Annotated in this window: 14 protein-coding genes; 9 read left to right on the top strand and 5 right to left on the bottom strand. The window is 62.0% G+C overall.

The features are described 5' to 3' along the window. Positions 1 to 37: 37 nt before the first annotated feature. The 3 genes from EGJ09_RS18630 to EGJ09_RS18620 are packed head-to-tail and all read right to left on the bottom strand — an operon-like array spanning position 38 to position 2338. Positions 38 to 595: a peptidylprolyl isomerase gene (locus tag EGJ09_RS18630; RefSeq protein ID WP_046788057.1), complete on the bottom strand. Its 558-nt coding sequence runs from the start codon at positions 593 to 595 to the stop codon at positions 38 to 40. Continuing rightward, positions 589 to 1401 (bottom strand): alpha/beta fold hydrolase, encoded by an 813-nt coding sequence (locus tag EGJ09_RS18625; protein ID WP_119687595.1) that lies wholly within the window; start codon positions 1399 to 1401, stop codon positions 589 to 591. The genes EGJ09_RS18630 and EGJ09_RS18625 overlap by 7 nt, the downstream gene beginning before the upstream one ends. A 13-nt stretch (positions 1402 to 1414) precedes the next feature. Then, on the bottom strand, positions 1415 to 2338 hold the full coding sequence (locus tag EGJ09_RS18620; RefSeq protein WP_012315658.1) for a LysR family transcriptional regulator: 924 nt from the start codon (positions 2336 to 2338) through the stop codon (positions 1415 to 1417). 48 nt (positions 2339 to 2386) lie between these two features. On the opposite strand from EGJ09_RS18620, the gene EGJ09_RS18615 reads away from it, so the two are divergent. From EGJ09_RS18615 to EGJ09_RS18590, 6 genes are all read left to right on the top strand, one after another. Further along, positions 2387 to 2701 carry a hypothetical protein gene (locus tag EGJ09_RS18615; RefSeq protein ID WP_012315657.1) on the top strand — a complete coding sequence of 105 codons (315 nt, stop codon included), beginning with the start codon at positions 2387 to 2389 and terminating at the stop codon, positions 2699 to 2701. A gap of 109 nt (positions 2702 to 2810) precedes the next feature. Further along, the gene (locus EGJ09_RS18610; protein WP_125924531.1) at positions 2811 to 3410 is read left to right on the top strand and encodes an FMN-dependent NADH-azoreductase; all 600 of its coding nucleotides are present in this window, start codon (positions 2811 to 2813) and stop codon (positions 3408 to 3410) included. 189 nt (positions 3411 to 3599) lie between these two features. After that, positions 3600 to 4475 carry a carboxylate/amino acid/amine transporter gene (locus tag EGJ09_RS18605; protein WP_039603958.1) on the top strand — a complete coding sequence of 292 codons (876 nt, stop codon included), beginning with the start codon at positions 3600 to 3602 and terminating at the stop codon, positions 4473 to 4475. Between the two features lies 1 nt (position 4476). Continuing rightward, positions 4477 to 5412 carry an AEC family transporter gene (locus EGJ09_RS18600; protein WP_046788061.1) on the top strand — a complete coding sequence of 312 codons (936 nt, stop codon included), beginning with the start codon at positions 4477 to 4479 and terminating at the stop codon, positions 5410 to 5412. Between the two features lie 395 nt (positions 5413 to 5807). Beyond that, entirely contained in the window at positions 5808 to 6050 is a 243-nt protein-coding gene (locus EGJ09_RS18595) for a hypothetical protein (RefSeq protein ID WP_046788062.1), read from the top strand. 96 nt (positions 6051 to 6146) lie between these two features. Then, positions 6147 to 6416, top strand: coding sequence for a DUF3077 domain-containing protein (locus EGJ09_RS18590; RefSeq protein ID WP_046788063.1), 270 nt, complete (start codon positions 6147 to 6149; stop codon positions 6414 to 6416). A gap of 207 nt (positions 6417 to 6623) precedes the next feature. On the opposite strand, the gene EGJ09_RS18585 is transcribed toward EGJ09_RS18590, so the two are convergent. Then, positions 6624 to 7925: a mechanosensitive ion channel family protein gene (locus EGJ09_RS18585; RefSeq protein ID WP_125924530.1), complete on the bottom strand. Its 1302-nt coding sequence runs from the start codon at positions 7923 to 7925 to the stop codon at positions 6624 to 6626. A 105-nt stretch (positions 7926 to 8030) separates the two neighbouring features. Between EGJ09_RS18585 and EGJ09_RS18580 the strand changes: the two genes are divergently transcribed. Beyond that, positions 8031 to 9389, top strand: a complete 1359-nt coding sequence (locus EGJ09_RS18580; protein WP_012315652.1) for a DEAD/DEAH box helicase — start codon at positions 8031 to 8033, stop codon at positions 9387 to 9389. 118 nt (positions 9390 to 9507) lie between these two features. On the opposite strand, the gene EGJ09_RS18575 is transcribed toward EGJ09_RS18580, so the two are convergent. Further along, a complete protein-coding gene (locus EGJ09_RS18575) occupies positions 9508 to 9780 on the bottom strand; it encodes a hypothetical protein (protein WP_046788065.1) in 273 nt (90 codons plus the stop codon). A 175-nt stretch (positions 9781 to 9955) separates the two neighbouring features. Here EGJ09_RS18575 and EGJ09_RS18570 point away from each other — a divergent pair, with 175 nt between their 5' ends. Further along, positions 9956 to 10720 carry an SDR family NAD(P)-dependent oxidoreductase gene (locus EGJ09_RS18570; protein ID WP_125924529.1) on the top strand — a complete coding sequence of 255 codons (765 nt, stop codon included), beginning with the start codon at positions 9956 to 9958 and terminating at the stop codon, positions 10718 to 10720. 96 nt (positions 10721 to 10816) lie between these two features. Then, positions 10817 to 12049 carry an ethanolamine utilization protein EutH gene (gene eutH / locus EGJ09_RS18565; RefSeq protein ID WP_125924528.1) on the top strand — a complete coding sequence of 411 codons (1233 nt, stop codon included), beginning with the start codon at positions 10817 to 10819 and terminating at the stop codon, positions 12047 to 12049. The last annotated feature ends 59 nt before the right edge of the window (positions 12050 to 12108 follow it).

Genomic DNA, 12108 nt, shown 5'->3' with positions numbered 1-12108 from the left:
ACCCTCAGGCGGTTTCACGTCCTTGTGAAGCCTGCAGTCAGTCGATGCGTTTGGCGGACTTGATGAACACCGGATCGGCCGGCACATCGCGCATGCCTTTCTTGACGGTAGTGCGCGAGTTGACGATCTGGTCGACCACCTCCATGCCCTTGGTCACTTTGCCGAACACTGCATAGCCACGGTCACGGCCCGGGTTCAGGAAGTCGTTGTCGGCCACGTTGATGAAGAACTGGCTGGTGGCCGAGTTCGGGTCGGAGGTGCGTGCCATCGACAGGGTGCCGCGGGTGTTCTGCAGACCGTTGCCGGCTTCGTTGCGGATCGGGTCACGCGTCGGCTTTTGCACCATCTGCTCGGTGAACCCACCGCCCTGGACCATGAAGCCCGGGATCACACGGTGAAAAATGGTGTTGTTGTAGAAACCGCTGTCGACGTATTCGAGGAAGTTCTTGGTACTGACCGGCGCCTTCTCGGCATCGAGCTCGATTTCGACCTGGCCGAAGCTGGTGTCGAGCACTACGTGAGGGGTCTTGTCGGAGGCCATGACGGTGGTGGCAAAGGCGACCGAGCAGGCGGTGAGCAGAAGTTTTTTCAGCATGGGCTCAAAGATCCTTGAGAGGTGGAAGCGGCTGCGAGGAACTGCAGCAAAGTCTGGTTGAAGACTTCGGGTTGATCGAGGGGTGTAGCGTGCCGGGAATCATCGATGACTACCAGCCTTGCCTGCGGCATCAGGGCAACGTAGCGCTCTTTGAGTTGTACCGGGGTGTAATCGTGGTCGGCAGCGACCACCAGCGTGGGGCAGTGTATCTGGCCGATGCGTTCCTGCACGCCCCAGTCCACGATGGCGTCAAAACTCCTGAGGTAGGCGCGTTTGTCGTTGCGCGCCCAGCGTTGCGCCATCTTCTGGCGCAAGTCGGCTTGCTCCGGTTTGGGGAACAGGCGCTGGGCCAGGCCCTTGCCGACCGTCTCGACACTGAGGATGCGCGCCAGGCCCCAGCGCTTGGCCCACCAGACCCAGTCGTTGCGCGTACGGCGCTTGACCTCGGGGGCGCTGTTGACGATGCACAGGCTGCGCAGCCACTGCGGATGGTCGACGGCGAATTGAAACCCGACCATGGCGCCCATCGACAGCCCCACGAAGTGCACCGGGCCGGTCTGCAGGTGTTCGAGCAGGGCCAGCAGGTCTTCGCTGAATGTGGCGATCTGGTAGCCATCATTGGGCTTGTCGGAGCGGCCGTGGCCCCGGATGTCCATGAGGATCACCCGGTAATGGCGGCTGAGCGCGGGTACCTGCAGCTCCCAGTCCTGGCTGCTGGAGCCCAGGCCGTGCAGCAGTACCAGGGGTTCACCCTGGCCGTATTCCTGATAATGCAGCGAGCATCCTTCATGTTCGAAATAGGCCATGGGCGCGGTTCTCTCAGGCTTGCGGGGGGGCTGCGAAGGGCACGTCCAGTGGCGCGGTGTCGAAATTGCGCAGCAGGTCGATGAGAATCTGCGTGGCCGGGCCCAAGGTCTTCTCTTTGCTCGAATAAAGGTAGAACAGTGGATGACGGCTGCCACCCTGGTCCAGTGGCAGCGGCTTGAGCACGCCTTCGCGCAGTTCGCGATCGATCATGTGCCGCGGCAGCCAGGCAAAGCCCAGCCCGCTGCTGACGAAGGTCGTGGCGGTACCCAGGCTGCCGACGGTCCAGCGCTGTTCGGCGCCGAGCCAGCCGACATCGCGGGGTTGGGCGCGGCCGGAGTCGCGGATCACCACTTGCAACTGGCTTTCCAGGTCCTGGAACGTGATCTCCCGGCCCAGGCGGTGCAGGCTGTGCTCGGGGTGGGCGACAGCCACGAACTCCACGGCACTGAGCTCGGTGCCCAGATAGCCGCCAATGCTGTAGCTGCTGATGGCAAGGTCGGCGATACCTTCATGCATCACCTCCTCGACGCCGGACAGCACTTCCTCGCGCAGGCGCACCCGGCAACCGCGGCTCTGCGGCATGAACGCGGCCAGGGCACGTACCAGGCGGGCACTGGGGTAGGCGGCATCGACCACTACACGTACCTCGGCTTCCCAGCCTTGCTCCATGTGGTGAGCCAGGTCTTCAAGCTGGCTGGCCTGCTTGACCAGGTGCCGTGAGCGGCGCAGCAGCACGTTGCCCGCCTCGGTCAGCACGGCTTTGCGGCCATCGATGCGCAGCAGTGGCACGCCGAGCTGCTCTTGCATGCGCGCCACCGTGTAACTGACCGATGACTGCGAGCGGTGCAGGGCTTCGGCTGCCTGGGCAAACCCACCGTGATCGACCACTGCCTGCAAGGTTCGCCACTGATCCAGGGTTACGCGCGGCGCTTTCATCTTTGGCTCCTGTTGACCTAAGCTGCGCTCTTTCAAGGAGAGCGCCCCATGAAGAAATGTTGTGCGGCAATACTGATGTGCCTGCCCCTTGGGGCCATGGCTTACCCCATCGACGTGGAGAAGGAACTGGCCGGAGTCAAGCTGGACTACACCGCCTACGACACCGCGTACGACATCGGAGCCATCACCCTGAACAACTATGGGCAAGTGCCGGCGGCCTGCAAGGTGACGTTCCGCAACGGGCCGGAAGCGCCACGGGTACGCCGGGTGAATGTACCGGCGGGCAAAAGTGTGGACGTCACGGCCAAGTTCAATCGGCAGATCATCAAGCTGCGCATCGCAGTGAACTGCAAAGCGGAATAAAACTGATTAATCGATAGATTACACCCACTTTTTACGCTTTTTTATCGATAGGTCAAGCCTTAATCTCACCTCCATCGAATCGCAACCCATTTTGCCGATGGAGGCACCCATGTCCCGCGTACTGATCGTCGAAAGCAGCGCCCGCCAGCAGGATTCCGTTTCCCGTCAACTGACCCGTGACTTCATCGAATACTGGCAAGCAGCGCACCCGGCCGACGAGATCACCGTTCGCGATCTGGCGGTGACCCCGGTGCCGCACCTGGACGCCAACCTGCTCGGTGGCTGGATGAAGCCTGAAGAGCAGCGCAATGCCGCTGAACTGGAGGCCCTGGCCCGTTCCAACGAGCTGACCGATGAGCTGCTGGCGGCCGACGTGCTGGTGATGGCTGCACCGATGTACAACTTCACCATCCCCAGCACGCTCAAGGCCTGGCTTGACCACGTACTGCGTGCCGGCATCACCTTCAAGTACACCCCGACCGGCCCGCAAGGCCTGCTGACCGGCAAGCGCGCCATTGTCCTGACTGCCCGTGGCGGCATCCACGCCGGCGCCACCAGCGACCATCAGGAGCCGTACCTGCGCCAGGTGATGGCATTCATCGGCATTCACGATGTGAACTTCATCCATGCCGAAGGCCTGAACATGAGCGGTGACTTCCACGAGAAAGGCATCAACCAGGCCAAGGCCAAGCTGGCTGCGGTGGCCTGAGCGTCAACCAATTCCCAACCCTGACACCTTGTTTGCTCCTTTGGGTGTACCTGCCCGGCCTCGATGGCCGGGTTTTTTTTGTGTGTGAATCACTCACGCCCATGAAATGCGCAGCCCCCACATTGCGCATGGTTGAACACATCGGTCGCAACCCGCTAAGGTCGCGGCCTTGATTTACGAGAGGCAACCATGGGCTACCTGATAATCGTCGCGCTGATCCAGGCGTTTTCCTTCAGCCTGATCGGCGAGTACCTGGCCGGGCACGTCGACAGCTACTTTGCCGTGCTCGCACGCGTGGTGCTGGCGGGCCTGGTTTTCCTGCCGCTGACCCGCTGGCGCCAGGTCGAGCCGCGCTTCATGCGCTCGATGCTGCTGATCGGTGCGCTGCAGTACGGCATCACCTATGTCTGCCTGTACCTGAGTTTCCGCGTGCTGACCGTACCTGAGGTGCTGCTGTTCACGATCCTCACGCCACTGCACGTGACCCTGATCGAGGATGCGCTGAACCGCCGCTTCAACCCATGGGCCTTGCTCGCTGCCTTGGTCGCGGTCGCAGGGGCGGCGGTGATCCGCTTCGACAGCATCAGTGGCGACTTCTTCATCGGCTTTTTGCTGCTGCAGTTGGCCAACTTCACCTACGCTGCCGGCCAGGTGCTGTACCGCCATCTGGTTGCCCGCCACCCCAGCGACCTGCCGCATTACAAGCGTTTCGGCTACTTCTACCTGGGGGCGTTGATCGTCGTGCTGCCGGCTTTCCTGCTGTTTGGCAACACCCAGCATTTGCCGAGCACCGACGTGCAATGGCTGGTGCTGCTGTTCCTCGGGCTGTGCCCGACAGCGCTGGGCTTGTACTGGTGGAACAAGGGGGCCTGCATGGTGTCCGGCGCTACGCTGGCGGTGATGAACAACCTGCACGTGCCGGTGGGGCTGCTGCTCAACCTGCTGATCTGGAACCAGCACGAGCCATTGGGGCGCTTGCTCATCGGTGGCGCGATCATCCTGGCCTCCGTGTGGCTGAGCCGCCTGGGCAGCCGCACGGATGCACCGCTGGTGCGCAGGGCCTGACATGCACACCATCCTGGTCATCGTCGCGCCGATCTTTGCGTTGATCCTGGTCGGTTATCTTTGCCGCCGGACCAACAAGCTTGGCGACAAGGCTGCGGCCGAGATCAACAAGATGGTGGTCTGGCTGTGCCTGCCGGCCCTGCTGTTCAAGGTCACAGCCACCGCAACCTGGAGCGAGGTATGGCACCCAGGGTTCATCGTGGCCTTTGGCGCAGGGGCGCTGGCGATGTTCGTGGCCACGCTGGCCTGGCGGCTGTTCAGCGGCCACGGGCTGGTCGCGGCCAGCATCGACGGGCTCAGCGCGGGGTATGCCAACACCGGCTATATCGGCATCCCGCTGTGTTTGCTGCTGTTCGGTCAGCCCGGGCTGCAGCCTGCGTTGATTTCTTCGTTGATCGTGGTCTGCCTGGTGTTCGCGATATCGCTGACGCTGATCGAAATTGGCCTACAGGAAGAGAAGCGGATCGGCCGCGCCATGTGGGTAGTGGGCAAGGCGCTGGCGAAGAACCCCTTGGTGATTTCGCCCGTGGCTGGGGCCGCTTGGGCAATGTCCGGGTTGGGGTTGGCGGAGCCGGTGATGCATTTTCTCGACATGCTGGCCTTGGCCACCACGCCCTGTGCATTGATTTCGCTGGGGGCGTTTCTGGCAGAGAAACGCAGCGGCGCTCAGGCCAGCCCATGGCCACTGGTTGCGATGAAGCTGGTAGGGCAGCCAGCGCTGACTTGGGTGTTGGCGTTCAAGGTATTCAGCCTGCCGAACATGTGGGCTGCTTCAGCGGTACTGCTGGCGGCGCTGCCGACGGGGACCGGGCCCTTCATGCTGGCGGAGTATTACAACCGGGAAGCGGGGCTGATATCGCGGACGATACTGTTGTCGACGGTGGCTTCTTTAGTCACCTTGACCGGGTTGTTGTACCTGCTGGGTTATGCGGGGTGATTTGGGGCTGCTGCGCAGCTATTTCGCAATACAAGGCCGCTCGGACGGATCTTGAAGCACACATGGCCTGTACGCCTTACATGGTGTTGCGCCCAGCAGCTGAAAAATCAGATTTTGCCCCTTTCTTGTAGGGCATTTCCCAAAGATACTGCCGGCCATTGTGGTGTGCTGGGTTGGTCACTAGTCTCAGCCGGTCGTTGCCATTCAACGACCGGCTTTGACAGGCCGACTCAAATTGCAATCCATAGCTTTGCCTTCAATGGTGGCTGTGCGTGGGGCGCCTTTGGGTGCGCCGGGTTTCTCAATTTGACCGGTCTGTCAACCCGTGCACAGCTGCCACCCTTTGTTTGACAGCAAAAGGCGGTGGTCCCCAATCACAAATTGAGGGTTACACCATGCTGAAGATAGTCCCCGATCCACCCTACAACCTCCATTCCCTGGAAGACACGCTGCTGATGGCAGCGGACTACGCGCTATGCGCTGAAGCCGTCGCTCAGCAAGCCGTGTTGATGCAACCGAAATCACCCGTTTCGGTATTGATGATGACGTCGATGCACGAGCTGGACACCCTCCGCAGGTTGCTCGAATCAGCGCTGGCTCAAGTCCAAAAGCCGGCGGACCCGCAGACGTTGCATTAATCCGCATCATGATTTGTCTGGGGCTGGCTCTTTGGGAGCACGGCTTGCCGGCGATAGGGCCAGCTCAGGCATCTACAGCTTCAGGGAGATGAACCTATGGTCATCGAAGAAACAAAATTCACCGTCGGCAAAACAACCTTCTATCAAGGTGAAAACCGGACCCATCCTCTGTTTCGCATCGAGCCCGGCATTCCTTGCCAGAATGCCCGTGAACAAGCCTCAGAACTGATCGGCTATGCCCGCGACCTGTCCATCGACGGGCTGATGGAAGATAAACCCCAGCTGCTCTGGGCTTCCCATTATCTCTGCGCCCTGGCAAAGGCCCTGCTCGATGATGCTGAATTGGGCATGATGAAGACTCCTTGAAATAGGCACGAAAGACGACATCACGACCAGCGTCAACGAAATCCGTGCAGATGGATCCGCTCGTACTCGGCCACACGGGGTTATGCGGGGTGATTTGGGGCTGCTGCGCAGCCCTTTCGCGACACAAGGCCGCTCCTCCCACGGACGCAAATCCCCGGTAGGAGCGGCCTTGTGTCGCGAAAGGGCCGCAAAGCGGCCCCAACAATCTCAAACCTCGCTCATTTCTTCCAGGCGACGCGGCACTGGCTCTACCGAAGCGCGCCCCGCCAGCCCCACGCGCATGTCATTGCCGCTCGGCTGCTGATACAAGCTCAGCCCAAACTCCGGCAACACCGCCAGCAGGTAATCGAAGATATCGCCCTGGATCCGTTCGTACTCGGCCCACACGGTCGTGGTGGTGAAGCAGTAGATCTCCAGCGGCACCCCCTCGGCGCCGGTCTGCATCTGCCGGACCATGCAGGTCATGCCCTGGTGCACGTTGGGGTGGTTCTTCAGGTAGGCCAGGGCAAAAGCGCGGAAGGTGCCGATGTTGGTCAGTTGGCGGCGGTTGGCCGACAGCTCTGCCACCGGCCCCAGGGCTTCGTTCCATTCATGGAGCTCCTGGCGCTTGCCGGCCAGGTAGTCAGCGAGCAGGCGCACTCCGCTCAGGCGCTGTTCTTCTTCTCGGGTGAGAAAACGCACGCCCGCCGCATCGATGAACAGGCTGCGTTTGATCCGCCGGCCGCCCGATTGCTGCATGCCGCGGTAGTTGCGGAACGACTCGCTCATCAGCCGCCAGGTGGGGATCGAGACAATGGTCTTGTCGAAGTTCTGCACCTTCACCGTGTGCAGGGTGATATCGACCACATCGCCATCGGCGCCGACCTGGGGCATTTCGATCCAGTCGCCGACGTGCAGCATGTCGTTACTGGTGAGCTGCACGCTGGCGACGAACGACAACAGGGTGTCCTTGTACACCAACAGCAATACTGCCGACATCGCACCCAGGCCTGACAGCAGCAACAGGGGTGAACGGTCGATCAGGGTGGCGACGATGACGATGGAGGCGAAAATCCACAGCATCATCTTCGCCAGTTGCACATAGCCCTTGATCGAGCGGGTGCGGGCATGTTCGGTGCGGGCATAGATGTCGAGCAGGCCATCGAGCAGGCACGACAGCGCCAGGGTCATGAACAGCAGGGTAAACGCCAGCGCCATATTGCCAAGGAAGTGCTGGGCGGTATCGGACAGCTCCGGTACCAGTTTCAGCCCGAACTGGATGACCAGCGACGGTGTGGTCTGCGCCAGGCGGTGAAACACCTTGTTGTGGCGCAGGTCGTCGAGCCATTTGAGCGCAGGCTGGCGGGCCAGCAGGCGCGTGCCGTGCAGGATCAGAAAGCGCGCCAGGCGGCCGATTACCAGGGAAACCAGCAGCAGCACGGCCAGGCCGATGGCGGCGTGGAGCATGGGGTGTTGGTCGAGGGTGCCCCACAGGTCGAGGCTGTCGCGCCAGAGTTTTTGCATATCCATGAGCTTGAGTACGGTCTTTGCTTGCGAAACGAAGCGCCATTAGAGCGCGGATGGCGACAAAGTTGCCAAAAGAAATTCGGCTCCGGCTGCAGAAAACGTTACCCTATGCAACTGAATTTCCCGCACTTGCCTGAGGTTACCTCCGTGTTCTCCCAATTCGCCCTGCATGAACGCCTGCTTAAAGCCGTGGCCGAGCTTAAATTTGTCGAGCCAACACCGGTGCAGGCCGCGGCCATCCCCTTGGCCCTGCAAGGGCGTGATCTGCGTGTGACCGCGCAGACCGGCAGCGGCAAGACCGCGGCCTTCGTCCTGCCGCTGCTCAACCGCCTGGTCGACCTGAAAGGCGCGCGCGTCGAGATCCGCGCGCTGATCCTGCTGCCGACCCGCGAGCTGGCCCAGCAGACCCTCAAGCAAGTGCAGCTGTTCTCGCAGTTCACCTACATCAAGGCGGGCCTGGTCACCGGCGGTGAGGACTTCAAGGAACAGGCCGCCATGCTGCGCAAGGTGCCGGACGTGCTGATCGGCACCCCGGGCCGCCTGCTCGAGCAGCTCAATGCCGGCAACCTCGACCTGTCCCACGTGCAGGTGATGATCCTCGACGAAGCCGACCGCATGCTCGACATGGGCTTCGCCGAAGACATGGAGCGCCTGTGCAAGGAGTGTGAGAACCGCGAGCAAACCCTGCTGTTCTCGGCCACCACCGGCGGCGCTGCCCTGCGCGACATCATCGGCAAAGTGCTGAAAGACCCTGAGCACCTGATGCTCAACAGTGTTTCGCAGCTGGCGGAAGGCACCCGCCAGCAGGTCATCACCGCTGACCACGACCAGCACAAAGAGGCGATCGTGCAGTGGCTGCTGGCCAACGAAAAATTCGACAAGGCGATCATCTTCACCAACACCCGCGTGCTTGCCGACCGTATCTACGGCCACTTGGTCGCCAAAGACGTAAAAGCGTTCGTGTTGCACGGTGAAAAGGACCAGAAGGACCGCAAGCTGGCCATCGAGCGCTTCAAGCAGGGCAGCTCCAAGGTGCTGGTAGCCACCGACGTGGCGGCCCGTGGCCTGGACATCGACGGCCTGGACCTGGTGATCAACTTCGACATGCCGCGCAGCGGCGACGAGTATGTACACCGCATTGGCCGCACCGGCCGTGCCGGCGGCGAAGGCCTGGCGATCTCGTTGATCACCCACAATGACTGGAACCTGATGTCCAGCATCGAACGCTACCTCAAGCAGCAGTTCGAGCGCCGTGTGATCAAGGAAGTGAAAGGCACCTACAACGGGCCGAAGAAGGTCAAGGCGTCGGGCAAGGCTGCCGGCACCAAGAAGAAAAAAACCGAGAAGAAGACTGGCGACAAGAAGGCCGTGAAGCGCAAGCCTACCGCCAAGCCGAAGGCCAATGCACCGCTGACCAGCTCCGATGGCCTGGCACCGCTGAAAAAGCGCAAGCCTGCTGCTGAGTAATCAGTCAATGCTGGCCCTATCGCCGGCAAGCCGGCCCCACAGGTACTCCATCAGCCTCAAGGGCGATGCGATCACTGTGGGAGCTGGCTTGCCGGCGATTGGGTCTTGATGTAATAGATCAATCCGCCTTCTTCTCCGCCTCCTTCAGCTCCTTGATCCGCTTGTCGATCAGCTGACACTTGTCGGGCAAGTCCTTGCTCGCCGTCCCCAGCTCCATCCCCTGGAGCTCATCGTTAATTTCCTTGGCTTTCTGCGGGTTCTGTTCGGTCAGCTGGCTCACCAGCCCGGCCAGTTCTTCACGTTTCTGGGTGGCCTCTTCCGGCGTGCAGGCCCAGGCGGGCAGGGCGCAGAACAGGGCGGTCGCACAGGCGATGCGCAGCAGCGGTTTCATCCTTTATACCTCCGGCGGTGGGGATGCCCGGTGGAGGCGCCTGCATGCCGGTAAGTTCCGCCTCCACGACCGGCGGAAGCCCCTGTGCACCTGGCCTATACCCCTGGGTATATGAACCCCGACTGCCCTCGGCTCTAGTTTGGAGCCACAACCAGAACAACCGAGGAGCAGACCCATGGATCGATTGAAAGGCAAGGTGGCACTGATTACCGGCGGGGCAGGGGGATGTGGCCTGGCAGCGTCGGAGCTGTTTGCCGCCGAGGGCGCCAAGGTGGCGATCCTCGACTTGCCCAGCAGCCAAGGTGAAGCCGTAGCGGCGCGCATCAATGCAACGGGCGGACAAGCCCTGTTCGTCGCGGCAGACGTTTCCGTGGCCGATCAGGTGCACCGCGCCGTCAGCCAGGCCCAGGCGCACTTCGGGCCGATCACGGTGCTGATGAATCACGCAGGCATCATCGCTGCCGGGCCCTTTCTGGAGACCAGCGAAGCCGATTGGGACCGTTTGATGAGCGTCAACGTGAAAAGCATGTTCCTGGTGACCAAGGCAGTGCTGCCGGGCATGCTGGCCGCCGGTGGCGGCAGCGTGATCTGCACGTCGTCGATTTCGGCCGTGGTGGGCACGCCGATGGAAGTGCTCTACTGCACCACCAAGGGCGCCTGCCACATGTTCGCGCGTGCTTTGGCCGTGGAATACCGCGACCGGCACATCCGCAGCAACGCCATTTGCCCGGGCTTCATCGGTACCGCCCACGGCCGGCGCGAACTCGACCTGCTGCGCGGCTACGGTGTGGATGCCTCCGACGAAGCCATCAAGACCATGCAGGGCCGGCTTTGCGACCCCGCCGAAGTGGCCGCTGCCGCACTGTTCCTCGCCAGCGACGAGTCGAGCTTCGTCAGTGGCTCGCACCTGTTCGTCGACAACGCCTACGCCGCCATGTAACACCCGGCCGGCACCGTGCTGCCGGCCCTACAACAACAAAAGGCTACACCCTTCAATTCTGCCCCCAAGCCAACTCCAACAACACAGAGGCAGCAGATGGAAAACATAGGCACCTACGTCATTTACGTGATCATGGCCTGCGCCGTGGTCGGCGCCATCGCGTCGATCATCAATGCAGAATCAGAACTGGCCAAAGAATTCACCGCTGGCCTGCACAGCATCGGCCCGATCTTCATCCCGGTGGCGGGCATCATGGCCGCCATCCCATACATCTCCAGCTTCATCAGCCAGTTCATTGGCCCGCTGTTCCTGGCCATGGGCGCCGATGCCGGCATCGCCGGGCCGATCTTCATCGCCTCGGACCTGGGCGGTTACCAGCTGGCCCAGGCGCTGTCGCACAGCCCTGAAGGCTGGATTCTCGGCCTGATCACCGGTTTTCAGTGCGGTTCGACGGTGATCTTCGTCATCCCGGTGGGCCTGGCCATGCTCAACAAGGCCGACCACAAGTACATGGCGCTGGGCATCATGGCCGGTTTGCTGAGCATTCCGATCAGCATCGTACTGATTGCCATGGGCATGCAGGCCATGGGCCTTGGCGTGCGCCCGGACATCGCCACCGCAGGCGCGGCGACCCAGGCGCTGCACTTCACCCTGCCGACCTTGCTGCGCAACTTGTCGCCGCTGATCCTGTTCTGCGTGGCGCTGGCGGCGGCCCTGCGGTACTTCCCCAACCTGATGGTGAGCCTGTTCCTCAAGCTGGGGCAATTGATGTACGCGGCGGCGACGCTGGTACTGGTGGCGTCGATCGTCGAGTACTTCACCGGTGCATTCACTGCGCTGTTCGGCGGCTGGGGCTTTGCGCCGATCATCGCTGACAAGGACGACCAGTTCCGGGCGCTGGAAATTGCCGGTTACGTCGGCATCATGCTGTGCGGCGCGTTCCCGATGGTCTACCTGATCAAGCGCTTCCTGTCGCGGCCGATCGAAACGGTGGCCTCCAGGTTTGGCCTGTCGCCGGTGGGCGCTGCCGGCGTGCTCGCTGCTTCGGCGAACATCCTGGCAATGTTCCGCCTGGTGGGCGACATGCCGCCGAAAGACAAGGTGCTGGTGATCGCCTTCGCCGTGTGCGCAGCCTTCACCTTTGGTGACCACCTGGCCTATTCGGCCAACTTCCAGCCCACGCTCATTGGCCCGCTGATCATCGGCAAACTTGCCAGCGGCCTGCTGGGCATGCTCCTGGCCTACTGGCTGGCAGTGCCTAAAGCTGAGGAACTGGGCCGCCAGGAGCAACAGGCGGGGCTGTTGCCGGTCAGCGCACCGCAGCACTGACGGGGCCAGGCATCGTTCAATGCCGTCCGGCGCGTGCCGCAGGGCGGCATGCGTGCCCC

This window comes from Pseudomonas sp. p106, from assembly GCF_003936645.1.
GTDB lineage: Bacteria > Pseudomonadota > Gammaproteobacteria > Pseudomonadales > Pseudomonadaceae > Aquipseudomonas > Aquipseudomonas putida_E.
Note: the sequence above shows the minus strand (reverse complement) of the source record. Positions and strands in the feature narration are given on the sequence as shown.

Bases quoted from the DNA above. Each gene is read 5' to 3' on its own strand.
- EGJ09_RS18630 (WP_046788057.1), bottom strand. From the start codon at position 595: ATGCTGAAAAAACTTCTGCTCACCGCCTGCTCGGTCGCCTTTGCCACC.
- EGJ09_RS18625 (WP_119687595.1), bottom strand. From the start codon at position 1,401: ATGGCCTATTTCGAACATGAAGGATGCTCGCTGCATTATCAGGAATAC.
- EGJ09_RS18620 (WP_012315658.1), bottom strand. From the start codon at position 2,338: ATGAAAGCGCCGCGCGTAACCCTGGATCAGTGGCGAACCTTGCAGGCA.
- EGJ09_RS18615 (WP_012315657.1), top strand. From the start codon at position 2,387: ATGAAGAAATGTTGTGCGGCAATACTGATGTGCCTGCCCCTTGGGGCC.
- EGJ09_RS18610 (WP_125924531.1), top strand. From the start codon at position 2,811: ATGTCCCGCGTACTGATCGTCGAAAGCAGCGCCCGCCAGCAGGATTCC.
- EGJ09_RS18605 (WP_039603958.1), top strand. From the start codon at position 3,600: ATGGGCTACCTGATAATCGTCGCGCTGATCCAGGCGTTTTCCTTCAGC.
- EGJ09_RS18600 (WP_046788061.1), top strand. From the start codon at position 4,477: ATGCACACCATCCTGGTCATCGTCGCGCCGATCTTTGCGTTGATCCTG.
- EGJ09_RS18595 (WP_046788062.1), top strand. From the start codon at position 5,808: ATGCTGAAGATAGTCCCCGATCCACCCTACAACCTCCATTCCCTGGAA.
- EGJ09_RS18590 (WP_046788063.1), top strand. From the start codon at position 6,147: ATGGTCATCGAAGAAACAAAATTCACCGTCGGCAAAACAACCTTCTAT.
- EGJ09_RS18585 (WP_125924530.1), bottom strand. From the start codon at position 7,925: ATGGATATGCAAAAACTCTGGCGCGACAGCCTCGACCTGTGGGGCACC.
- EGJ09_RS18580 (WP_012315652.1), top strand. From the start codon at position 8,031: ATGCAACTGAATTTCCCGCACTTGCCTGAGGTTACCTCCGTGTTCTCC.
- EGJ09_RS18575 (WP_046788065.1), bottom strand. From the start codon at position 9,780: ATGAAACCGCTGCTGCGCATCGCCTGTGCGACCGCCCTGTTCTGCGCC.
- EGJ09_RS18570 (WP_125924529.1), top strand. From the start codon at position 9,956: ATGGATCGATTGAAAGGCAAGGTGGCACTGATTACCGGCGGGGCAGGG.
- eutH (WP_125924528.1), top strand. From the start codon at position 10,817: ATGGAAAACATAGGCACCTACGTCATTTACGTGATCATGGCCTGCGCC.